The sequence below is a fragment of the Pseudomonas graminis genome, from assembly GCF_001705435.1.
GTDB lineage: Bacteria > Pseudomonadota > Gammaproteobacteria > Pseudomonadales > Pseudomonadaceae > Aquipseudomonas > Aquipseudomonas graminis_B.
Genome location: NZ_MDEN01000052.1, coordinates 75,010 through 96,333 on the forward strand (window position 1 = coordinate 75,010; position 21,324 = coordinate 96,333).

The 21,324-nt window shown below is 60.2% G+C and carries 18 protein-coding genes; 7 read left to right on the plus strand and 11 right to left on the minus strand.

Annotated features, from left to right (window positions below; genetic code table 11):
- Nucleotides 1-21: 21 nt before the first annotated feature.
- Complete coding sequence (locus BBI10_RS03675; protein ID WP_065986857.1) at nt 22-702, plus strand: hypothetical protein; 681 nt, start codon at nt 22-24, stop codon at nt 700-702.
- 122 nt (nt 703-824) lie between these two features.
- On the opposite strand, the gene BBI10_RS03680 is transcribed toward BBI10_RS03675, so the two are convergent.
- From BBI10_RS03680 to minC, 7 genes are all read right to left on the minus strand, one after another.
- The gene (locus BBI10_RS03680; protein WP_244160303.1) at nt 825-3,014 is read right to left on the minus strand and encodes a mechanosensitive ion channel domain-containing protein; all 2,190 of its coding nucleotides are present in this window, start codon (nt 3,012-3,014) and stop codon (nt 825-827) included.
- A gap of 507 nt (nt 3,015-3,521) precedes the next feature.
- Complete coding sequence (locus BBI10_RS03685; RefSeq protein ID WP_065986858.1) at nt 3,522-3,833, minus strand: hypothetical protein; 312 nt, start codon at nt 3,831-3,833, stop codon at nt 3,522-3,524.
- A gap of 277 nt (nt 3,834-4,110) precedes the next feature.
- The gene (locus tag BBI10_RS03690; protein WP_065986859.1) at nt 4,111-5,400 is read right to left on the minus strand and encodes a M18 family aminopeptidase; all 1,290 of its coding nucleotides are present in this window, start codon (nt 5,398-5,400) and stop codon (nt 4,111-4,113) included.
- Nucleotides 5,401-6,240: 840 nt separating this feature from the next.
- Complete coding sequence (locus BBI10_RS03695; RefSeq protein ID WP_065986861.1) at nt 6,241-6,876, minus strand: RluA family pseudouridine synthase; 636 nt, start codon at nt 6,874-6,876, stop codon at nt 6,241-6,243.
- A gap of 151 nt (nt 6,877-7,027) precedes the next feature.
- Nucleotides 7,028-7,282 (minus strand): cell division topological specificity factor MinE, encoded by a 255-nt coding sequence (gene minE / locus BBI10_RS03700; RefSeq protein WP_037013831.1) that lies wholly within the window; start codon nt 7,280-7,282, stop codon nt 7,028-7,030.
- Nucleotides 7,282-8,094 (minus strand): septum site-determining protein MinD, encoded by an 813-nt coding sequence (gene minD, locus BBI10_RS03705; protein WP_037013830.1) that lies wholly within the window; start codon nt 8,092-8,094, stop codon nt 7,282-7,284. Before minD ends, minE begins: the two co-directional genes overlap by 1 nt.
- A 200-nt stretch (nt 8,095-8,294) precedes the next feature.
- Nucleotides 8,295-9,041, minus strand: coding sequence for a septum site-determining protein MinC (minC, locus tag BBI10_RS03710; protein WP_065986982.1), 747 nt, complete (start codon nt 9,039-9,041; stop codon nt 8,295-8,297).
- Nucleotides 9,042-9,183: 142 nt separating this feature from the next.
- Between minC and BBI10_RS03715 the strand changes: the two genes are divergently transcribed.
- Complete coding sequence (locus tag BBI10_RS03715) at nt 9,184-10,116, plus strand: lipid A biosynthesis lauroyl acyltransferase (protein ID WP_065986866.1); 933 nt, start codon at nt 9,184-9,186, stop codon at nt 10,114-10,116.
- 19 nt (nt 10,117-10,135) lie between these two features.
- Complete coding sequence (locus BBI10_RS03720) at nt 10,136-11,368, plus strand: patatin-like phospholipase family protein (protein ID WP_065986868.1); 1,233 nt, start codon at nt 10,136-10,138, stop codon at nt 11,366-11,368.
- Between the two features lie 30 nt (nt 11,369-11,398).
- Here the strand turns inward: BBI10_RS03720 and BBI10_RS03725 are convergent, their stop codons facing one another.
- From BBI10_RS03725 to BBI10_RS03735, 3 genes are all read right to left on the minus strand, one after another.
- A complete protein-coding gene (locus BBI10_RS03725; protein ID WP_065986869.1) occupies nt 11,399-12,253 on the minus strand; it encodes a pirin family protein in 855 nt (284 codons plus the stop codon).
- A 379-nt stretch (nt 12,254-12,632) separates the two neighbouring features.
- A complete protein-coding gene (locus BBI10_RS03730; RefSeq protein ID WP_065986871.1) occupies nt 12,633-13,436 on the minus strand; it encodes an MlaA family lipoprotein in 804 nt (267 codons plus the stop codon).
- On the minus strand, nt 13,429-14,727 hold the full coding sequence (locus tag BBI10_RS03735; protein ID WP_065986875.1) for a serine/threonine protein kinase: 1,299 nt from the start codon (nt 14,725-14,727) through the stop codon (nt 13,429-13,431). The genes BBI10_RS03730 and BBI10_RS03735 overlap by 8 nt, the downstream gene beginning before the upstream one ends.
- A gap of 221 nt (nt 14,728-14,948) precedes the next feature.
- On the opposite strand from BBI10_RS03735, the gene BBI10_RS03740 reads away from it, so the two are divergent.
- Entirely contained in the window at nt 14,949-15,314 is a 366-nt protein-coding gene (locus BBI10_RS03740) for a hypothetical protein (protein ID WP_065986985.1), read from the plus strand.
- Nucleotides 15,315-15,906: 592 nt separating this feature from the next.
- Here BBI10_RS03740 and BBI10_RS03745 read toward each other — a convergent pair.
- Complete coding sequence (locus BBI10_RS03745; RefSeq protein ID WP_065986877.1) at nt 15,907-17,508, minus strand: glycosyl hydrolase family 17 protein; 1,602 nt, start codon at nt 17,506-17,508, stop codon at nt 15,907-15,909.
- Between the two features lie 361 nt (nt 17,509-17,869).
- Between BBI10_RS03745 and BBI10_RS03750 the strand changes: the two genes are divergently transcribed.
- The 3 genes from BBI10_RS03750 to BBI10_RS03760 all read left to right on the plus strand — a co-directional run bounded on the left by BBI10_RS03750 (nt 17,870) and on the right by BBI10_RS03760 (nt 20,927).
- Nucleotides 17,870-18,727: a glycine betaine ABC transporter substrate-binding protein gene (locus tag BBI10_RS03750; RefSeq protein ID WP_065986879.1), complete on the plus strand. Its 858-nt coding sequence runs from the start codon at nt 17,870-17,872 to the stop codon at nt 18,725-18,727.
- 233 nt (nt 18,728-18,960) lie between these two features.
- Nucleotides 18,961-19,272, plus strand: coding sequence for a DUF485 domain-containing protein (locus BBI10_RS03755; protein WP_065986881.1), 312 nt, complete (start codon nt 18,961-18,963; stop codon nt 19,270-19,272).
- Nucleotides 19,269-20,927 carry a cation acetate symporter gene (locus BBI10_RS03760; RefSeq protein WP_065986882.1) on the plus strand — a complete coding sequence of 553 codons (1,659 nt, stop codon included), beginning with the start codon at nt 19,269-19,271 and terminating at the stop codon, nt 20,925-20,927. Before BBI10_RS03755 ends, BBI10_RS03760 begins: the two co-directional genes overlap by 4 nt.
- The last annotated feature ends 397 nt before the right edge of the window (nt 20,928-21,324 follow it).

Below are 21,324 nucleotides of genomic sequence, written 5' to 3' on the forward strand. Positions count from 1 at the left end.
CGCCATGGAAAGGAATTCATTATGGAGCGGCAGGTCCAGTTAAAAGAAGCCAACGGGGCTGACAGCAACGCCGATGCCCAGGTGGAGTTGTTTGATAACGGTGTTTCGCTGGGATTTGTCCCAGTGAGCGGCCGCGTGTGGGAAAAGAATGTTTCAGGGCTGGAGGAGGGGGCTCACAGCTTTATTGCAAAGACAGCAGACGGTACGACTGTTTCCGACCCGTGGGCCTTACAGGTTGAGCGTGCGCTAGCGGGCGTTGAGAATTTCGACTCGCTTCCAGATACCATGATCTCAGTTGGTCAAAGCATCGAAGCGCCGATGATGACGATTACGTTTTTAGAAGGTGTGGGTAATGTAGGCATCTTGCCTGCGGGCACCAATTATCCCGGAAAGATAGAAAAGCAGACGCTGAACTTCCATGCAAAATTTACTGGCGGAAATCCAAAGCCACCGGGTCAGACCGTCAGTGTGAAGTTGAGAGGGAGTTGCTCTAAAGTGAGTTTTTGGTGCCGCGCTACGAACGAGAGGGATCACCAGGTATCTTTTTATAATCATGAGGGTTCGCCATTGGGGATAGTGGTATTACCCCCCGAGAGCCCCTATGTGACTGAAAGTACATTCTCTGCCGTGGGTATTAGAGAGATGGTATTTAAAACGGCTCGCGGAGATTGGTTTTTAGTCGATACGTTTACGTTTGAGTAGCTGCCCCGGCATGTGGGAGTTCTGAATCGTGTTTTGGGTCATCAGCGAGATAGCCCCGAGGCCGATTTCCGACAGAGGCTCCACCAAGCGTCACTCTCAGCGATGGTCGACAGGCTGACACATCAGCCTGCCGGGTCACCCTTCTTCCCACGCACCTCACTTACGCTGCCACCATTGGTGTTGACCTGCACGCTCAATCTAGGGGTCGCGAGATCCATCCCCGCTTCATCCAGATAACGCTTGAGCGACAGGTTGAACGCCCGCGACACTTCCCACTGCTTTATCGGCGCGGTCTTGAAGCGCGCGCGCAGAATGGCGTTGCCGGACTCGAAACTCTCCACCCCCTGAATCTCCAGCGGCGACCAGATGTTGCGTCGTTGCAGCGGGTCGGTGCGCATCTTCTGGCCGACGTCGCGGATCATCTTCAGGGCGTCATCGATGTTCATGCTCGCCGGGATGGCGATGCGGAAGATCGCGTAACCGAACTCCCGCGAGTAGTTCTGAATGCTCTTGATCTCACTGAACGGAATGGTGTGGACGATGCCGTCGATGTCGCGCAGGCGCACCGTGCGAATGGTCAGGCCTTCCACGGTCCCCAGGTGGCCGCCGACGTCCACGTAATCGTCGATGGCCAGGGAGTCTTCGATGATGATGAACAGCCCGGTGATCAAATCCGCCACCAGCGACTGGGCGCCGAAACCGATGGCCAGACCGATCACACCGGCACCGGCCAGCAGCGGTGTCACGTTCATGCCCATGTTCGCCAGCGCGACGATCAGCGCGATGATGAAGATGGTCACGAACAGCACGTTGCGGATCAGCGGCATCATGGTCTGCGCGCGGGTATTGGCCAGGCCCTTGCGCGAGCGGGTGAGGGCGTGATGAATCGCCGTGTCTGCGAGAATCCAGATCAGCCAGGCAAACATCAGCGTGGCCGCCAGGCCGATCAGCCGCAGACTGATGTCGCGGCCGTCGCCTTCGGCGAAGCCAATCAACGACAAACCCCAGACTCGCAGGCCCAGTTCGATGAACACCAGCCAGATCAGCATGTGCGCAACGGTATAAAAGAAGTTCTTCAGGCGGTCCGAATACAGGGCGTGACGCTTGTGAGCGTGGCTTGGCTTGAGTGAATGACGCCGCACCAGGCCGTTAATGACCATGCACATCACCAGCAGCACGGTACAGATCAGGGCCTGACGTAATGCGGTACTGGTGTCGCCAGCCGAAAAGAACGTGGCGAACAGGGAAACGCCCACCAGTACCAGCGCCGGCAGGTACCAGAACGTACCGAGGACCTCGATGCTGTCGCTCAGGGCGCGGCGTTTGAGGCGACGCTCCAGGGCCTGGTTGCGGATCAGGTGTGCGATCGGGCGCCGGAAACGAATGATGAACAGGCCGGTGGACAGCGCGGCCATGACATTGGCCAGGGTTGCGGCGGTGTGCGCCAGGTGCACGCCAAGGCTGGCGACCAGGCGCGGATCGCTCAACGCCTCGCCGAACGCGGCAAAGCTGCCGATCCACCACAGCGGCCGAAACGCCTGATGCCGCAGGATGTACAGCGCCCGATGCCGGTGCGGCCCGTCCAGCAGTGAAAACGCGATAACACACACCGCCGAGAACAGCGTGCCAACGACCAACGCGTAAGCGAGCACCATCGCCAGATCGCGGCCGAGCGACGGCGGCAGGGAGTAACTCAGGTAGATCGTGATGACCAGCGCCACCAGCCAAGGGCCCAGCTTGCGTAGCGCGAAGCGCAGCATGTCCGACAGGCGCGGGTGCTGCGGAAGCTCGGCGGAAAGGCCGAAGCGCAAGCGCACCTTGTGGCCCAGCCAGATCAACGCCGCCGCCAGCAGGCCCCAGATCGCCAGCACCACGGCAAAGCCCCAGATGATTGGCCACCACTGGTTGGCCGGCAGCATCAGCGCCATCAGCTCGTCCTCTGCCATACCCGCCTCATCCGCCCAGCGGCTGAGCGGGCTGTCGGTGCCGGTGAACTGTTTTTCCAGCTCGGCAAGCGAGCTGCCGATGAGGCCCAGTACGCCTTGCTCCACGGTTGGCTGCGCTTTTTTGGTGGCGTCCCTCAGCTTCTTCAGGTCTTGCAGCAACTTGCTGCGCTGCTGATCGTTTTCCAGCGACGTGATGACCTCGTCCAGGGACTGCCCCAGCGGTTCCTGGGCCTGAGGCTGCGTCTTGTCGCCGCCACTGAGCAGACTTGGCAGGCCAGCGGCGTGGGTCAACGCAAACGGGAACAGCGCCAGCAGGCAGAGCAAAAACAGGCGGGGCAGAACGGAAAGGCGGGTGGGAGCGATCACCTGGAAACAGACCTCGAATAGACAGGCGCTTGGGATGGCGTGGTTTGGGAGCCATGCCGGGTCAAGCAGAGGCGGATGAGTTTACGAGGGGATGGGGGGTGTGGCGAGGAGATTTAGCGGTGTTCAATAGAATGGAGACGTTTCAGTGGCCGCGTGAGATGTAAGAGGAACAGCTTGCCTCTCTCTCTTTAATGCTGCGAGCGGTCCCCACCCAGTAGATTGCATATCATGTTGGTTTTAAGGAGTGGGTCATGTTCGAGCGGTCCATTGTTTGAGGTTGGTGTCCGCAGCTTAATATCAACTGTGGCCTTGGGTATTCGTAGAGCGCTGGTTGTGCCTCTACACCTAAACTCTTCAATCATTACTTAATTTGCTCTAGCTGGTTATTTTTGATTTTTATCATCAAGCAGGGTTTACCTGATGTATCGAAAATAAGCCGACTGCGCGTCTCGTCATCCGTGGCGCGCAGTGCCGTAAGCGAAGCCAGACTGTCATCCAGACGTATTATTACTGGGGTGGTGCCAAATTGTTGACCGAATACTCTTCCGACACAATGCCCGTCGCCTGAGCGCCTGCGACAAAGCGGTGTTCGCCCTTCGCAAGGTCATTGAGCAGCACTTTCCAACCGCCGAATTCATTTGCTTCAGTCGTGGCTAACATTTGGGTTTGGTCTTTAATATCAATCCTGGCGTTCTTTTCAGAACTTCCGTATAGCTCCATGGTGTCACCAGCAGAGCCACCTCTTTCAACGTCGAATCCGCCCGAGCGAATGATGACGATGATCGGCTTGATCGCTGAACCGCTATTTTGATTATCCATGATGCTATTCCTTTGTATGAGTGGAGGATGCCACTTGATTATAGGGCGTGCGGTATAGCCTCAGTCCATCAAAATGGTTATCGACGTTATATTAAGTTGCGATAGACATTATTCCGATTCGGAACCAGCTCGAGTGGTTAGGGTATTGAAGTAGCGTAATTGTTGTCGTGGGCACGATGAGCCCCAGGCAGCGCAGCCCTTGCCGGTCGCAACGCAGGAATGACAGGAGGGTAGGAAAAAGCGTGCTGCGGCGAGCGCCGCAACGCGCTGTTGATAATCAGGGCAACTCGGCACTCGCATAGAACGCCGACAACACCTTCACCAGATGCGCCAGGTCCTGGCTGCCGGCCAGTTCGCGGATCGAGTGCATGGCGAAGGTCGGCAGACCGATGTCGACGGTGCGAACGCCGAGGTGGCCTGCGGTGATCGGGCCGATGGTCGAGCCGCAAGCCATGTCGCTGCGCACAACGAAGCTTTGTACCGGCACTTCTTCGGCCATGCACAGGTGACGGAAGAAACCGGCGGTTTCGCTGTTGGTGGCGTAGCGCTGGTTGCTGTTGACCTTGATCACCGGGCCGGCGTTGAGTTTCGGGCCGTGGTTGGCGTCGTGCTTTTCGGCATAGTTGGGGTGCACGCCGTGGGCATTGTCGGCGGAGATCAGCAGGGATTTCTGAATCGTACGCACGTAGTCGTCGCCTTCCGGCAGCAGGCGTTGCAGCACTTGTTCCAGCATCGGGCCGTCGGCACCACAGGCGGATGTTGAGCCGACTTCTTCGTGGTCGGTGCAGATCAGCAGGCAGGTCTCGTCGCGATCGGCATTGAGCAGCGCTTGCAGCCCGGCGAAGCAGGACAGCAGGTTGTCGAGGCGGGCGCCGGCGATGAAGTCGCCGTTGAGGCCGATGACGGCGGCGCTTTGGGTGTCGTAGAAGCTGAGTTCGTAGTCGAGAACGACGTCGGCATTCAGGCCGTGCTCGCGGGCCAGTTGATCGGTCAGCAGGGCGCGGAAGTCGGGACGTTCGTCACCGGCGACCTGGGCCAGGATCGGCGGCAGTTCGGTCTGCGGGTTGATCGCCCAGCCTTCGTTGGCGGTGCGATTGAGGTGGATCGCGAGGTTGGGGATGATCGCGATGGGCAGCTTGAAGTCGATCAGCTGGCTTTCGACTTTGCCGTCGCGGCGGAAGGTGACGCGGCCGGCGAGGGAGAGGTCGCGGTCAAACCATGGCGCAAGCAAGGCGCCGCCGTAGACTTCGACGCCCAGTTGCCAGAAGCCCTGACGTTGCAGTTCGGGTTGCGGCTTGACGCGCAGGCACGGGCTGTCGGTGTGGGCGCCGACGAGGCGGATGCCGCCGGTGAGGGGCGACAGGCGGCCGAGTTTGAAGGCGACGATGGAGGAGTCGTTGCGGGTGACGTAGTAGCGGCCGCCCGCTTCGGTGTACCAGGGCTCGCGTTCGTCGAGCCGCTGGTAGCCGGCGCCTTCGAGGCGTTGGACCAGGCTGGCGGTGGCATGGAAGGGGGTGGGGGAGGCCTTCAGGAAATCGATAAGGCCCTGATTCAACTCTTCGCGCATAGGTTACTCCAGGCAGCAATGGGCGGGAGTTTACAGGCCAAAAGGTGTTTTGATCGAGATCAAGATCAAGATCAAGATCCTTAAGATCAAAAGCGTCTGCCTGGGGGCAGACTGTTTCGCCTTCGGCGAGTTACTTGGAAAAGCACCCCAAGTAACCAAGGGTGCTTGCTCTCGGTTGGGCCCGACTTCGTCGGGTTCCTTCACTCCGGTCTCGCTCCGTGGGCCCGCGCCGAACGGACATCCATGTCCTGACGGCGCTCTCGCCGCATCCCTGCGGCTCGGCCCACTCCGCGAAACCTGCGTTCAGCCTGCACCCAAGTCGCGATTGATGTCGTCTGAAACTCTTGTGTTTGAGATCAAGATCAAGATCAAAAGCTTCCCGGCTGAAGCCGGTCCTACGGGGGTACGCAGTGTGCTTTTTGTAGGACCGGCTTTAGCCGGGAAGAGGCCGGTGTGGGCGCTGACTATTTTGCTGGCCTGGCTCTCTCCCCGTGGGAGCGAGCTTGCTCGCGAATGCTGTTGCTGTTGCTGTGCTTTTGATCTTCCTACACAAAAAGTCCAGACACCGCAAAACGCGACTTTGGTGCAGGCTGAACGGAGGTTTCGCGGAGTGGGCCGAGCGGCATGGATGCCGCGAGAGCCGCCCCCCGCCATGGATGGCGGATGGCGGCGGGCCCACGGAGCGGGACCGGAGTGAAGGGACCCCGAGGAACGAGGGGCCCAACCAGGAGCAAGCCCCCTTGGTTACTTGGGGGGCTTTTTCCAAGTAACTCGCCGAAGGCGAAATGATCTGCCGTTAGGCAGATGTTCTTGATCTCCAGTCTGTTCTGACGAACAAAATCAAAACGGCGCCGGACACTCAAACCTTACCCGCTCGCCCGTCCCTGGATGGGTAAATGCCAGCATGCTCGCATGCAGACACAACCGCGGATACGCCGCCAGGGCCTCCGGATGGGCGTACAAACCATCGCCCAGCAACGGATGCCCGATTGACAACATATGCACCCGCAACTGATGCGAACGCCCCGTGATCGGCGTCAACTCAACCCGACAATGGGTGTCATACCGCTCCAGCACCTTCCAGAACGTCAGCGCATGCTTGCCGAACTCATGATCCACCACATGACGCGGCTTGGTCGGCGGATCGTAGCGCAACGGCAAATCGATACTGCCACTGTCCAGGTCGGGCTGACCCCAGGCCAGTGCCGTATAGGCCTTCTCCGTCTCGCGGTCATGAAACTGCCGGGACAACTCACGGTGCGTGTCCGCGTCACGGGCCAGCAAAATGATCCCGGACGTTTCCCAGTCCAGCCGATGGACGATGCGCGCCTCGGGGTAGCCGTTTTCCTGCAGGCGGGTAATCAGACAGTCCTTGTTATCGTCAGCGCGACCAGGGACCGAGAGCAGCAGGGTGGGTTTGTTCACCACCAGGACAGCGTCGTCCTGATGGAGGATATGAACGTTGGACAGCGGCATTGAACGCCTCATCACTCAAACAGGCGCAGCACGATCGAAACAGCCATCGCGGCGCAGAAAACAGGTCTTCAGGAACGCCAACGGCGGCGCGCTTGCCTGATTCCGCCAAGGGATTCAGGCAACCGGGCCGCCGTGGCGACTGCCTTCTCGATCAACGATCAGGCAGGGTGATATTAAGTTCCAGAATCGAGCAGCTGCCGTCATTTTCAAGAGCGACATGCACGTCATCGTTGCCGATATTGACGTACTTGCGGATCACCTCTACCAGCTCCTTCTGCAAGGCAGGCAGGTAATCCGGGGTGCTGCGTTGGCCGCGTTCATGCGCCACGATGATCTGTAGACGCTCTTTCGCTACCGACGCGGTGCTGGGCTTTTTGTTGGCACGAAAGAAGTCAAAAATGCTCATCAGTTACCCCCGAACAGGCGTTCGAAAAATCCTTTTTTCTGTACGTCCAGGAAGCGGTGCTCACGGTCCTTGCCCAACAGACGGTCAACGGCATCGCTGTACGCCTGGCCAGCGTCGCTCTGATCATCAAGGATGACCGGCACGCCCTGGTTGGACGCCTTGAGTACGGCCTGGGACTCCGGAATCACGCCCAGCAGGGTCACCGCGAGGATCTCCTTGACGTCTTCCACGCCCAGCATCTCGCCCTTGCTCACGCGCTCAGGGTTGTAGCGGGTCAGGAGCAAGTGCTCCTTGATCGGGTCTTCACCACGCTCGGCGCGGCGGGACTTGCTGGCCAGCAGGCCCAGCATGCGGTCCGAGTCACGAACCGAAGACACTTCCGGGTTGGTCACAACGATGGCTTCGTCGGCGAAATACATCGCCAGGTGAGCGCCCGTTTCGATACCGGCAGGGGAGTCACAGACGACGTACTCGAAGGTTTCCTTGAGTTCCATCAGGACTTTTTCCACGCCTTCCTTGGTCAGCGCGTCTTTGTCACGGGTCTGGCTGGCAGCGAGGACGTAAAGACCTTCGATCTTCTTGTCCTTGATCAGCGCTTGCTGCAGGTTGGCTTCGCCGTTGACTACGTTGACGAAGTCGTAAACGACGCGACGTTCGCAACCCATGATCAGGTCGAGGTTACGCAGGCCGACGTCGAAGTCGACGATAACTGTTTTGTGGCCGCGCAGTGCGAGACCGGTACCGATGGCGGCGCTGGTGGTGGTCTTGCCCACACCACCCTTGCCGGATGTAACCACGAGAATCTTGGCCAAGGTGTATCACCCCTAGAGGAAAAGGACGTTGAGTCCCTGAAGAGCCCCTCGTGACGGCGCAACTAAAGCGGGCGAGGGCGGTGATCGGAATCCGTAACGGAATCCCTGCTCGGGAAAACAAAAAAATAACCCGAACATTCCGGTGCCTTCGCGTCGTTTTCGCGACGAATCAGAGTGGCTTAAAAATGGCGCAGTATCCGTTAAAGACGGGTGATGTTCAACACGTCGCCGGACAGACTGATCTGCACACCGGCGCCCCACAGCGGATCCCGGCGCAGGTCTTCGGACACCTTGTACTGACCGGCGATGGAGATCAGTTCGGCGACCATTTGCTGGCAGAAAATCCGAGCCTTGGTATCGCCTTTGATCCCGGCCAGCGCGCGGCCGCGCATCGGGGCGTACACGTGAATGTTGCCGTCGGCGAGCAGTTCGGCGCCGGGGCTGACCGAGGAAATCACCACCAGATCCGAGCCTTGGGCGTAGATCTGCTGACCACCGCGCACAGGCGCCGTGATGATCTTGGTCGGCTTGATCAGCGGCTCGGGCGGTTTTTCGATGATTTCCGGCTTCTTTTTGACTTCGCCTTCCGTCGGATCGAGCGGTCGCTCCCGCGCGCCCGAAGGCGGCAATACCGGCAGGTCGATGGAAATGGCGGCGGCGATGTCTTCGATGCGATTGGCGCGAATGGCCAGGGTGCGCAACCCGTGCTGGCGGCAGATGCGCATCATTGCCGGCAGATCGATCGCGCCTTCATCCGGCGGCAACTTGTCGAGGGCCAGCACCAGCGGTGTATTGCTGAAGAAGTTCGGCGCCTGGGCGACTTTTGCCGCCAGTTGACGATCCAGCGCTTCGAGGTTGTTGCGGGCCAGTTCCAGCACAGTGATGGCCAGCATGCTGCCCTTCAGCTGGAACACGGGGTCCTTGTCTTGCAATTCGATTTGGCTCATGTCGGCATACAGCGGCTTGTCGCTAAAAGTGCCGAGACTTATAACGATAACGCCCGCCAGCCGCAAGGGAGGCGCAACCGACGGGGGCACGATCTGCGCGAACCGATGTAGAATGCCCGCCTTTGTCTTGACGGAAGCTGTAATGGATCGCCCGCGTTTTCGAGCTCACTTTCTTCATCCCCGCTTCTGGCTGCTGTGGCTGGGGCTGGGCGTGCTCTGGCTGATCGTGCAGTTGCCGTTTCGCGTGTTGCTTGTGATTGGCCGTGCGCTGGGCTGGGTCATGTATTACCAGGCGACCGATCGACGGGTGATTGCCGCGCGCAACCTCGAGCTGTGTTTTCCCCAGTATTCAAAGGCCGAGCGCAAACGCCTGCTCAAGGAGAACTTCGCCTCTACCGGCATCGCCTTTTTCGAGATGGCCATGAGCTGGTGGTGGAGCAAGCCCCGTCTTGCGCGGCTGGCCCACATCGAAGGCCTTCATCATTTAAAGCAGGCGCAGCTGGACGGCCATGGCGTCATCCTCATGGCGCTGCACTTCACAACGCTGGAAATCGGCGCGGCTTTGCTCGGCCAGCAGCACACCATCGACGGCATGTACCGCGAGCACAAGAATGCGCTGTTCGATTATGTGCAGCGACGCGGCCGCGAGCGGCATAACCAGGATTCCATCGCTGTCGAGCGCGAAGACGTGCGCGGCATGATCAAGCAACTGCGCAAGGGCCGCGCGATCTGGTATGCGCCAGATCAGGACTACGGCGCCAAGCAGAGCATCTTCGTGCCGCTGTTCGGTATTCAGGCGGCCACCGTGCCGGCCACCAGCAAATTCGCCAAGCTCGGCCACGCGCTGGTCGTGCCGTTCACTCAGGAGCGTCTGGCCGACGGCAGTGGTTACAAGCTGGTGATCCATCCGCCGCTGAGCGATTTTCCGGGGGAGAGCGACGAGGCGGACTGCATTCGCATCAATCATTGGGTCGAGCGCGCGGTCACCGAATGCCCCGAGCAGTACCTGTGGGCGCACCGGCGCTTCAAGAGTCGGCCGCCGGGTGAGCCGAAGCTGTACAAGAAGCGTGGCTGAAACCGAGAACTCAATCCCCATGACGACAAGCGCCATAGAACAACAAGCGGTGCGCGACGACTCAGCGATATCTCCCGGCGTCGAGCCCATCACCGGGCTGATCCTGTCCGGCGGTGGCGCCCGCGCGGCGTATCAGGTGGGCGTGCTCGCCGGCATTGCCGACCTGCTGCCGGTCGGCGCCAAAAACCCCTTTCCGGTCATTGTCGGCACCTCCGCCGGGGCGATCAACGCGGTGAAGCTGGCCAGCGGCGCGGCGCAGTTTCGTACCGCGGTCCACGAGCTGACCGACTTCTGGCAGGGCTTTCGCAGCCACCAAGTGTTGCGCAGTGACTGGCCCGGGGTCGTTCGGCAGGCCGCGCGGTTCTTCGGTCGCAGCCTGTTGGGGATCGGTCGCCAACAGGTGCCGGTGGCGCTGCTCGACAGTTCGCCGCTGAAGGATCTGCTGACCGCGCGGCTCAACCTCGACGGCATCCAGGAAGCCATTGAAGCAAAGCATCTGCGCGCTGTGGCAATCACCGCGTTTGGTTACGAGTCGGGGCAGGCGGTCACGTTTTATCAGGGCAAGGGCACGATCGAATCCTGGCTGCGGCACCGCCGCATCGGCCTGCCCACGCGCTTGACCATCGACCATCTGCTGGCCAGTTCGGCGATTCCCTTGCTGTTCGCGCCGGTGAAACTGGGGCAGGAATATTTTGGTGACGGCGCGGTGCGGCAGTCGGCGCCGATCAGTCCGGCGCTGCACCTGGGCGCCAACCGTGTGCTGGTGGTGGGCGTCAGCGGCAACCCCCGTGGCCCGGGCGCGAACCCGCCTGTGCCGCGCGCGGTCCGTGGCACGCAGCCGAGCCTCGCGCAGATCGGCGGGCACATGCTCAACAGCACGTTCATCGACAGCCTGGAGAGTGACATTGAATTGCTGGAACGGCTGAATCTGGTCAGCCGAATGCTGCCCGGGCCCGACGAGCCCAGGCCGCAGTCGTCGGAATCCACGCCCATTCAGTCCCTGGCGCCCGTGGAGGTGCTGGTGATTTCGCCCAGCCAGCCCATCGACGAAATCGCCGCCCGCCATCGCCGCGAACTGCCCCCGGCGCTGCGCACGTTTCTGCGCGGCCCGGGCGCGACCAAGACCAGCGGGGCGGGGGTGCTGAGTTATCTGCTGTTCGAGTCGGGTTATTGCAGCGAGCTCATCGAGCTGGGCCGCCGCGATGCGATGGCCCAGAAGGAAGAGTTGAAGCGGTTCTTGCGGCTGGACTGACTGCGTTGCTGAATGCCGGAGGGACGGCGATCACGCCGTCAGTTTGTCATCCCGAAAATCCCGCAGGGCCTGTTCGATTTCTTCACGGCTGTTCATCACAAACGGGCCGTATTGCACGATCGGTTCGTTCAGCGGCTTGCCAGCGATCAGCAGCAGGCGGGCGCCCGCCTGGGTGTTCAGCTGAATTTCACCCCTTTCCGACAACCGCGCGAGACGGCTCGTGCCCAGTTTCTGCGGCTGTCCTGCAATCTCGACTTCACCTTCGTACACGTACAGCAGCACGCGATGGCCCTCGGCGACGCGCGGGTTGATGTGGCTGCCGGCGGGCATGTGGAAATCGAAATACTGCGGCTCGGTATCCGGACGCTGCACGGCGCCTGCCTGGGACATCTGACCGTCGTCGAATTGACCTGCGATGACCACAACGTCGACGCCGTTCTGCGTGGTGATGCGCGGAATGCGCTCAGGCTGAATGTCGTCGTAGCCGGCGTCGCCCATCTTCGCTTTGGCGGGCAGGTTGAGCCACAGCTGGAAGCCGCGCATGGCGCCTTTTTCCTGCTCGGGCATTTCGCTGTGAATGACCCCGCGCGCCGCGGTCATCCATTGCACGCCGCCGCCTTGCAGCAGGCCGACGTTGCCCATGTGATCTTCATGGCGCATGCGGCCTTCGAGCATGTAGGTCACGGTTTCAAACCCGCGATGGGGATGCGGCGGAAAGCCGGCAATGTATTCATCAGGGTTCTCGGAGCCGAACTCGTCGAGCATCAGGAACGGGTCGAAGGATTCAACGCCTGGCCCGCCGAACACTCGGGTCAGCTTGACGCCAGCGCCGTCCGACGTCGGTTGGCCGGCCTGGATCGACAGCACGTTACGAAATTGAGGCATGGGGCTCACTCCGGCAGAAGGGGAATGGCGCCTATGGTAGGCCTGTTGGGGCGATGGATGGGTGAGGTTTTTGCGGGGGAATGATCGGGTTTGGCGATGGGTCTGGGGCTTGTTCCGGATACTGTTGGGGAGCCCCTTCATCCGGGCGCCGTAAGGTCGAGCAGCAAACACTGTCCATGTGGGAGCGAGCTTGCTCGCGAAGAGGTGTGAGCAGCCGCTAGATCTCCAGCGGCCGGACCGTGCACTGGTAGGACTGGCTTTAGCCGGGAAGACGCCGGCATTAACACCCCGAATGTGATGGCGTGCCGACGGGCCTCTTCCCGGCTGAAACCGGTCTACAGGTTTTGCTGCCAGCAGTGCCGGCAGCGTTCAGGCCGCGTTACTCGGAAACCTGCAGCTTGCGGGCTTCGGTGTACACGTAACGCACTTTCTCGTACTCGAACGGCGAGTCCATCTGACCGTAGCGGAAGCTGGTGGTGTAACGACGGTCGATGGCGCGCAGCAGGTACAGCTCAGGGTGGTCTTCGCTGACCTGGGCGACGTTGAGGAAGTTGATCTGCGATTCAGCGGTGAAGTCGAAGACCAGACCGCCAGTGTCACGCAGGTTCGATGGGCCGAGGATCGGCAGCACCAGGTACGGACCGGCCGGAACGCCATAGAAACCCAGGGTCTGACCGAAGTCTTCGCTCTGTTTCTTCAGGCCCATCATGGTCGCCGGGTCCCACAGCCCGGCGATGCCCAGGGTGGTGTTGACGATCAGGCGGCCGGTGGTCTCCATCGAGCGCTTGCCCTTGAACTGCAGCAGGCTGTTCAGCAGGTTCGGCACATCGCCCAGGTTGCTGAAGAAGTTGCTGACGCCGGTGCGCACGAAGCTCGGCGTGACGTATTTGTAGCCGTTGACCACCGGCAGGAACACCCACTCATCGAAGCGATAGTTGAAGTGGTAAACCCGGCGGTTCCAGGATTCGAGCGGATCGTAGACATTCAGTGCGTTGAGCGACGAGCGCTCGAACTCCTGAGCGTCCAGACCCGGGTTGAATTTCAGCGACTTCAACGGCTCGGTGAACCCATCCGGGTTGTCGATCCGCTGGACCGGGGCTGCCTGGGAAACGATCGGCGCGTCGGCCGCGTGGACGGCGCCAGCGCAGAGGAGGGCGGCGATAAGCAATAGACGTTTAGCCACGGAAAAACTCCAGCATGGCGTCGCTGTTGACGCGATAGTTCATGTTGCCGCAGTGACCGCCGTAAGGGTAAACGGTCAGGCGATCGCCAAATGTCTTGCGCAGGAAACCGAGGTCGCCCGGGCCGAGGATCACGTCGTCGGCGTTGTGCATCACCGCAATCTTCTTGCTGCTGGCCAGGTAATCCTTGAGCGCGTACAGGCTGACCTGATCAACCAGTTGCAGCAGGCTGCCGCCGTCGGTGCGGGCACGCCACATCGGGATGACCTGCTCGGTGACGTAGCAATCGAAATCGCATTGCAGCGCGCGCTTGAGGAACGGCGTCAGGCTGGTGCCTTCGCTGATCGGGGTCTTGGGCGGGGTAATCAGGCCGCGACGGTTGATCAGGTCGGAAGTGAACGCGATATCGGCGGCGGAGAAGCGGAACGAGGTGCCGATCAGCATCGCCATCTGTTCATTGGACAGGTGCTGCTTGGACTGCTGGAAGTCATACAGCAGGGCATCGTTCAGGTCGATGTAACCTTTTTCGCGGAAGTAGCGGGTCAGCTTCTGCAGCACCAGTTCATAGAAGGTGGTGCTGTTGGTGATGCCTTTAACGTCGGTCTGAACCATTTTGTCGAGGTTGGTGATCGACGTGTAGAGGTTCACCGGAGGGTTGATCAGCAGCACTTTCTTGAAGTTAAAGCTGCGGCGGGTTTCGTCGAGTTTGCTGACGAAGGCCGCATCCAGCGCGCCGAGGCTGTAGCCGGTCAGGTAATACTCGGTGACCTGCAGTTTGGACTGCTGGGCGCGAACGGCCTGCATGACGCGGTACAAGTCTTCGGCGTCCTCCTTGGTCACGCCAGGGGTGGCGAAACGCGAAGCGGCGCTCATGAAGTCATAACTGGTCGGCGACGAAAGCTGTACGACGTTGTAACCCGCGCCGTAATAAAGCTTCTTCAGGTATTCGTTCAGGGTGCTGTTATAAGGCGCGCCGGTGCCGGCGATCAGGAAGATCAGCGGCGCAGGGTGGTCTTGTTTGGCGAGGCGATAACGCAATTTCTTCACGGCCCAGAAGTTGTCCGGCAGTGTGAACTCACGCTCCGGGCGCATTGTGAGGCTGTAATCGTCCTGATCGATGTCGGCGTCTTCAGGCACCTTGGCACGCAAATCCGGTGGGGTCGTGGCGATGGTCGCTTCGAACGGATTGGTCAAGGGGAAGCCATAGCTGGACGGATCGATATCGACCGCCATCACGGACGCACTCAAAAACAGGCCGCCTGATAAGGCGGCGAGGCGCAGAAAACGAAGCATGACTGAATCCCTTGGGAATGATGTGCTGTTGAAATACGCAGGCTATGACACGGGTGTAGTGCCAAAGTGCCGTGACGGCAAGCGACTCTCGCATGACCCTCCGCGACGATACAGGTTATGGCACTTCTGGCCTGTCTGCTCGTGCTTTTTATCGCCCGTATGGTTTTGCCCGGGCGGCTGCGGCTATGCTGCGCGCCGTTGGTTATTTTCTGGAGTGTGTCGTGTCCCGTCGTCTGCCGTTGGTGGTGCTGTTTTTTATCCTGTTGCTGTGGCTGGCCGTCAGTTATGGCTTGCGCTACGGCCTGATGGAAGACGTGCAATGGGTAGGAATTTGCGCTGACGAGGCGTCGAAATGGCAGTGCCAGTTGCGCTCGAACCTGGGCCTGTGGATTCACTTCGGTGTGTTCGGGTGGGGCGCGCTGATTGCATCGCTGGTCGCGTTCTTTGTGCCCCGTCAGGTTGGCCGGGCGCTCGCGGTCGTTGGCTTGTTGCTGGGGATACTGGCGCTGGTGCTGTACACGGCCAGTCTGGCGGTGTTCGCGGTGGTGATTGCCGGGTTGCGGCTGGTGCGGGCTCGGCAGGCGTGACTTAAAAAACCGAGCGCTGAACGCCAAAGCCCAGACAGCATAAAGGGGAGCCGAGGCTCCCCTTTAAATCGTTGCACGTGCTCTTTCTTATTGTTGTAGGGCGGTCTGTTGTTGTTATTGGCAACCGGTCCCTTTACAGCGTCTTCGGTGATCCCCATACGGGATACAAGAGCAAACGTATTTTTTTGAGCGCTGACCTGCTTTGATTCCTCTTCTGCGAGAGGTGATCCAACCCGTTCTGGCCGCTACCTGAGGGTAGTTTTATTGTTCTCGGTCGGGCTGCGAGGCCGGGGCCTCGGTAAAGCGTTTCTACTCCAAAAAAATCTGTTGGCTGCGTCTCTGTGCCGTTGTTCTTGTTATGTCAGAGCCGATTCATCTTATTTTTATTGGGTTTTCACATTTTGTTCTTGTTATGCAGGAGATATAGCAGGGTGCGTGCCAACTTTTTTAATCCCTTTTAAATCAAGGGGTTGTGAAATCTGATCAATCGCCACCCCTGCGGTGTAACGGTTTTTTGTTTCCGTGTTACCCGCCTTCGGGCTTTTCAGTCCCTCGGCGGTAACACAATGTATCCGTGGCGCCGCACACTCGGTTACACAGCCTCTTCGCTGCGGGTCCGCGTACCGCTCGGCGCGGTTAACCGAACATCGATGCGCACGCTGCGCCACAGTGCCAGCGCCATCAGCAGGCTCACCGCCGCCCACGCCCACGCTTGAGGATTGCTCAAGCCTTCGCGAAACAGCTGCGGCACGATGCCCGCGCCGACGATGAACATCAGCAGGCCGATTTCCCGGCGCGGTGCCGCCACCGGGCGAATCAGGTAGACCAAGGCGGGGAGCCACAGCGTCGCCGTCGCGAAGCTGCGGTAGCGCGGATCAAAGACCATCGCCAGCATCATCACCGCCGCTGCGAAGCCGCTGGCGTACAACCACCACCCGGCCCGAGCGTCCAGCCAGGCGAACACCCGCTCGCGCCAGCCCGCGCGGGCTGACAACGCCAGCGCTGCGTGGGCGAGGACCAGCAGATTGAGCGCTACCAGCGCCGCCGCCCACAGGTATTCGCCGGCGAAGCGGCTGGTCACCCGGGCCAGTTCACCCCACGTGCCGATGCAGCAACCGGCGAACGCCGCCAGCAACGGGAGCATCAGCGCGCTGCGTGGTTGACTGACACGGCCGGCCCACGCCAGGGCCATCAGGGCGATCGCACCACTGACCGTCAGCCAGAATGGCCACAAGGGCAGGTTCGAGACCGGCCCGGCCAGCACGCCTTTGTCCTGGCGATCCGCGTCGAACAGCCCCCAGTAACCGCCCACGGCGCCTTCGGACTGGCGCTTCCAGGGCTGGTCGAAGGCCTCGATCAGGTTGTAGTGCCAACCGTGCTGCTCGGCCATCGTGACGAAACTGCGAATGAATCGCGCCTCGTTGACCCGGCTGGGCAACGCCGTTTCACGCTGGCGGCCTTCGCTGGGCCAGCCGGTCTCGCCGATGAGAATGTCCTTGGGCGCGAATTGCTTGCCGAACGTTTCGCGGATCTGCGCGACGTGGGCCAGGGCTTCGTCGATGCCGGTGGGGTCGTCTTCCCAGTACGGCAGCAGGTGGATCGTCAGGAAATCCACGGCAGGCGCGACTTCAGGGTACTGCCGCCAATACTCCCAGACGTCTGCGTAGGTCACCGGCTGCTTGACCTGAGCCTTGACCTGACGAATCAACGTGGCCAGTTGAGCGCCAGTGACTTCCTTGCGCAACAGGCTTTCGTTGCCGACGATCACTGCCGTCACGACATCCGGATGCGTATTGGCTGCCGTCACCAGTGCCTTGATTTCCTTGGCCGTGTCGACCGGATTGCCGTTGACCCAGGCGCCGAGCATCAGCTTGAGGCCGTACTTGCGAGCAATGTCGGGAAGCGCTTCCATGCCGGTCATGGAATAGGTGCGAATGCAGTCGAAACGGGTCGCCAGCAACGCGAGGTCTGCGTCCATGCGCGCGGGGCGCAGGGTGAACGGCTGGTCGAAGGGCGATTGATCCTTGTCAAACGGCGTGTAGGACGCGCACTGCAGTTTGTGGGTCGGCGTGGCAGCGTCCGGCAGAATCACCGGCTTGCCCAGCCAGTACCAATAGCCGCACAGGCCAAGCAGGGCAATCAGACAGGAGAGCAGATAAAGGAGGGCGACAGGGGAGCGGGAGGTTGCGGACATGACGGGGCCGAAGTGGGGCGAAGGTCGGCATAGTAGCAAGATGACGCGGTTACACACCTCATCCTCTCTGCGCTTTTGCACGCCATGCAATTTTCGGACGGTTTCATAGCGTCGTTACGACCTGTCTGTCGTTGATGGCCCGGTGATGTCGTTTACCGGGTGGCTGGGTGTCGCTGGCAGGAAAGGCACAAGGTCTGTGGGGGTTGATGATCCATTGTCCACGCAGTGATTGCGTCTGCGCGGGCACGTGGTGGAAGCGTGAAACGCGTGGCTTGCCCCGAACCAGGGCGCGAGTGCGACGTTATAAGAACGTTAACGACGCCCGACCGCTGTCGGGTTCTGGACTACCGGGGAAGTGAAAATGACGATGCGAAAAATCCTGGGTGTCGGTGCCGCGCTGGCACTGGCCATCAGTTCCACGCTGGCCCATGCCGACGCCAAACCCGAGCTGAGCATCGGTTATGTCGATGGCTGGTCCGACAGTGTTGCCACCACCAACGTCGCCGCCGAGGTGATCAAGCAGAAACTGGGTTATCCGGTGAAGCTGCAGGCCGTTGCCGCCGGGATCATGTGGCAGGGCGTCGCGACCGGCAAACTGGACATGATCCTGTCCGCCTGGCTGCCCGTGACCCACGGCGAGTACTGGACCAAGAACAAGGACAAGGTCACCGACTACGGCCCCAACTTCAAGGACGCGAAAATCGGCCTGATCGTGCCTGAGTATGTGAAAGCCAACTCGGTGGCAGACCTCAAGACCGACGACTCCTTCAAGAAGAAAATCGTCGGCATCGACGCCGGTTCAGGCGTCATGATCAAGACCGATCAAGCGATCAAGGATTACGGCCTCGACGGTTACAAGCTGCAGGCCAGTTCGGGCGCCGGCATGATCGCCGAGCTGACCCGCGCGGAGAACAAGAAGGAGTCCATTGCGGTGACCGGATGGGTGCCGCACTGGATGTTCGCAAAGTGGAAGCTGAAGTTCCTCGAAGACCCGAAAGGTGTATACGGTGCGGCTGAAACCGTCGACAACATCGGCAGCCTGGACCTGGCGAAGAAGGCCCCCGACGTGGCGGACTTCCTGAAGAAGTTCCAGTGGGCCAACAAGGATGAAATCGGCGAAGTCATGCTCGCCATCCAGGACGGCGCCAAGCCTGAAGCGGCGGCCAAGGACTGGGTCGCGAAACACCCGGATCGCGTCAAGGAGTGGACCGGCAAGTAACCGGTCACAAAAGTTTAACGTTGCACCGAACCGCCTGGTGAGCCATCGCCAGGCGGTTTTTTATTGGCCATTCAGCTCGCCTGTCATGACTTCTTTCAAAGCGGTCGGCAGAAGCGGTGCAATTCGGCGTATCTCAACTAATGTCGTTCTAATACTAAGGTCGTCTGGAGTGCAACGCAGAGCGGACTAAAGTGCAAACCGTGACATCCATCTGTGCTGCGAGGACAAAAACAATGAACGACAGCATTTACCTCTCGATTCAGAACAGCCCGCGCTTCAAGGAGCTGGTCTCGAAAAGGGAACGATTCGCCTGGATTCTCTCGGCAATCATGCTTGGGCTCTATGCCGCATTCATCCTTCTGATTGCGTATGGGCCTCAGATTCTCGGCGCTAAACTCAGCGCCACATCAACCATTACCTGGGGTATGCCGATCGGCGTCGGGCTGATTCTGTCCGCGTTTATTCTGACCGCCATCTACGTTCGCCGCGCAAACGGTGAGTTCGATGACCTGAACAACGCGATCCTGAAGGAGGCACAGCAATGATCCGGCGCCTGCTTGCGGCCTTCGGCCTTGCGGCTTTCGCACCGACACTCTGGGCAGCCGAAGCGCTGACCGGTGTGGTGCAGAAGCAACCGTTGAACGTGTCGGCGATCATCATGTTTGTGGTCTTCGTCGGATTCACCCTGTACATCACGTACTGGGCGTCGAAAAAGAACAAGACAGCGTCGGACTATTACTCGGCAGGCGGCAAGATCACCGGTTTCCAGAACGGTCTGGCCATTGCCGGTGACTACATGTCGGCGGCGTCCTTTCTGGGGATTTCCGCGCTGGTGTACACCTCCGGCTACGACGGTCTGATCTACTCCATCGGCTTCCTGGTGGGCTGGCCGATTATCCTGTTCCTGATCGCCGAACGCCTGCGTAACCTGGGCAAGTACACCTTCGCTGACGTGGCGTCCTATCGCCTCAAGCAGAAGGAAATCCGCACCTTGTCCGCCTGCGGTTCGCTGGTGGTCGTGGCGTTCTACCTGATCGCGCAGATGGTCGGCGCCGGCAAGCTGATCCAGCTGCTGTTCGGTCTGGACTATGCGGTGGCGGTGGTGCTCGTCGGTATCCTCATGTGCCTGTACGTGCTGTTCGGCGGCATGCTGGCGACCACATGGGTACAGATCATCAAGGCGGTGATGCTGCTCTCCGGTGCGTCGTTCATGGCGTTGATGGTGATGAAGCACGTCAACTTCGACTTCAACGTGCTGTTCTCGGAAGCGGTGAAAGTTCACCCCAAAGGTGAAGCGATCATGAGCCCGGGCGGTCTGGTGAAAGATCCGATTTCGGCGTTCTCCCTGGGTCTGGCGCTGATGTTCGGCACCGCGGGCTTGCCCCACATTCTGATGCGCTTCTTCACCGTGAGTGACGCGAAGGAAGCCCGTAAGTCGGTACTCTACGCGACCGGTTTCATCGGCTACTTCTACATCCTGACCTTCATCATCGGTTTTGGCGCGATCCTCTTGGTTAGCACCAACCCGGCGTTCAAGGACGCGGCGGGCGCGCTGCTCGGCGGCAATAACATGGCGGCGGTTCACTTGGCCGATGCGGTCGGTGGCAGTCTGTTCCTGGGCTTTATCTCGGCGGTGGCGTTCGCAACCATTCTGGCGGTGGTGGCAGGTCTGACCCTGGCCGGTGCTTCGGCGGTGTCTCACGACTTGTATGCCAGTGTGATCAAGGCGGGCAAGGCTAACGAGAAAGACGAGATCCGTGTGTCGAAGTACACCACGGTTGCATTGGCGGTCGTGGCGATTCTGCTGGGTATCGCGTTCGAGAGTCAGAACATTGCGTTCATGGTGGGCCTGGCGTTCTCGATTGCGGCGAGCTGTAACTTCCCGGTGTTGTTGCTTTCGATGTACTGGAAGAACCTGACCACGCGTGGCGCGATGATCGGCGGCTGGATGGGGCTGGTCAGTGCGGTGGTGTTGATGGTGCTCGGTCCGACCATCTGGGTGCAGATTCTGCATCACGAGAAGGCGATTTTCCCGTACGAGTATCCTGCGTTGTTTTCGATTGCGATTGCGTTTGTCGGGATCTGGTTTTTCTCGATTACGGATAAGTCGAAGGCGGCAGAAGGTGAGCGCGCGTTGTTCTTCCCGCAGTTTGTGCGTTCGCAGACGGGCCTGGGGGCCAGTGGTGCGGTGTCGCATTGATGTGAGGTAGTGCTGTTGTGAAAGCGCCCCGATTAATTCGGGGCGTTTTTGTTTAGGGGCCCTGCCTAACGGCAGGACTGTTTCGCCTTCGGCGAGTTACTTGATAAAGCCCCAAGTAACCAAGGGCTTGTGCTCCTGGTTGGGCTCCTCCTTCGTCGGAGTACCCTCACTCCGGTCTCGCTCCGTGGGCCCGCGCCGAACGGACATCCATGTCCTGACGGCGCTCTCGCGGCATCCATGCCGCTCGGCCCACTCCGCGAGACCTCCGTTCAGCCTGCACCCAAGTCGCGTTTGGCGGTGACTGGAGTTTTTGCGTAGGAAGAGCAAGATCACAAGCGCGTCCGGTGTAGGACCGGCTTTAGCCGGGAAGAGGTCGGTTTGATCACCAAACGTTTTA

Bases quoted from the DNA above. Each gene is read 5' to 3' on its own strand.
- BBI10_RS03760 (WP_065986882.1), top strand. From the start codon at position 19,269: ATGATCCGGCGCCTGCTTGCGGCCTTCGGCCTTGCGGCTTTCGCACCG.
- BBI10_RS03750 (WP_065986879.1), top strand. From the start codon at position 17,870: ATGACGATGCGAAAAATCCTGGGTGTCGGTGCCGCGCTGGCACTGGCC.
- BBI10_RS03690 (WP_065986859.1), bottom strand. From the start codon at position 5,400: ATGCGCGAAGAGTTGAATCAGGGCCTTATCGATTTCCTGAAGGCCTCC.
- BBI10_RS03745 (WP_065986877.1), bottom strand. From the start codon at position 17,508: ATGTCCGCAACCTCCCGCTCCCCTGTCGCCCTCCTTTATCTGCTCTCC.
- minE (WP_037013831.1), bottom strand. From the start codon at position 7,282: ATGAGCATTTTTGACTTCTTTCGTGCCAACAAAAAGCCCAGCACCGCG.
- BBI10_RS03715 (WP_065986866.1), top strand. From the start codon at position 9,184: ATGGATCGCCCGCGTTTTCGAGCTCACTTTCTTCATCCCCGCTTCTGG.
- BBI10_RS03675 (WP_065986857.1), top strand. From the start codon at position 22: ATGGAGCGGCAGGTCCAGTTAAAAGAAGCCAACGGGGCTGACAGCAAC.
- minC (WP_065986982.1), bottom strand. From the start codon at position 9,041: ATGAGCCAAATCGAATTGCAAGACAAGGACCCCGTGTTCCAGCTGAAG.
- BBI10_RS03755 (WP_065986881.1), top strand. From the start codon at position 18,961: ATGAACGACAGCATTTACCTCTCGATTCAGAACAGCCCGCGCTTCAAG.
- BBI10_RS03725 (WP_065986869.1), bottom strand. From the start codon at position 12,253: ATGCCTCAATTTCGTAACGTGCTGTCGATCCAGGCCGGCCAACCGACG.
- BBI10_RS03720 (WP_065986868.1), top strand. From the start codon at position 10,136: ATGACGACAAGCGCCATAGAACAACAAGCGGTGCGCGACGACTCAGCG.
- BBI10_RS03685 (WP_065986858.1), bottom strand. From the start codon at position 3,833: ATGGATAATCAAAATAGCGGTTCAGCGATCAAGCCGATCATCGTCATC.
- BBI10_RS03695 (WP_065986861.1), bottom strand. From the start codon at position 6,876: ATGCCGCTGTCCAACGTTCATATCCTCCATCAGGACGACGCTGTCCTG.
- BBI10_RS03735 (WP_065986875.1), bottom strand. From the start codon at position 14,727: ATGCTTCGTTTTCTGCGCCTCGCCGCCTTATCAGGCGGCCTGTTTTTG.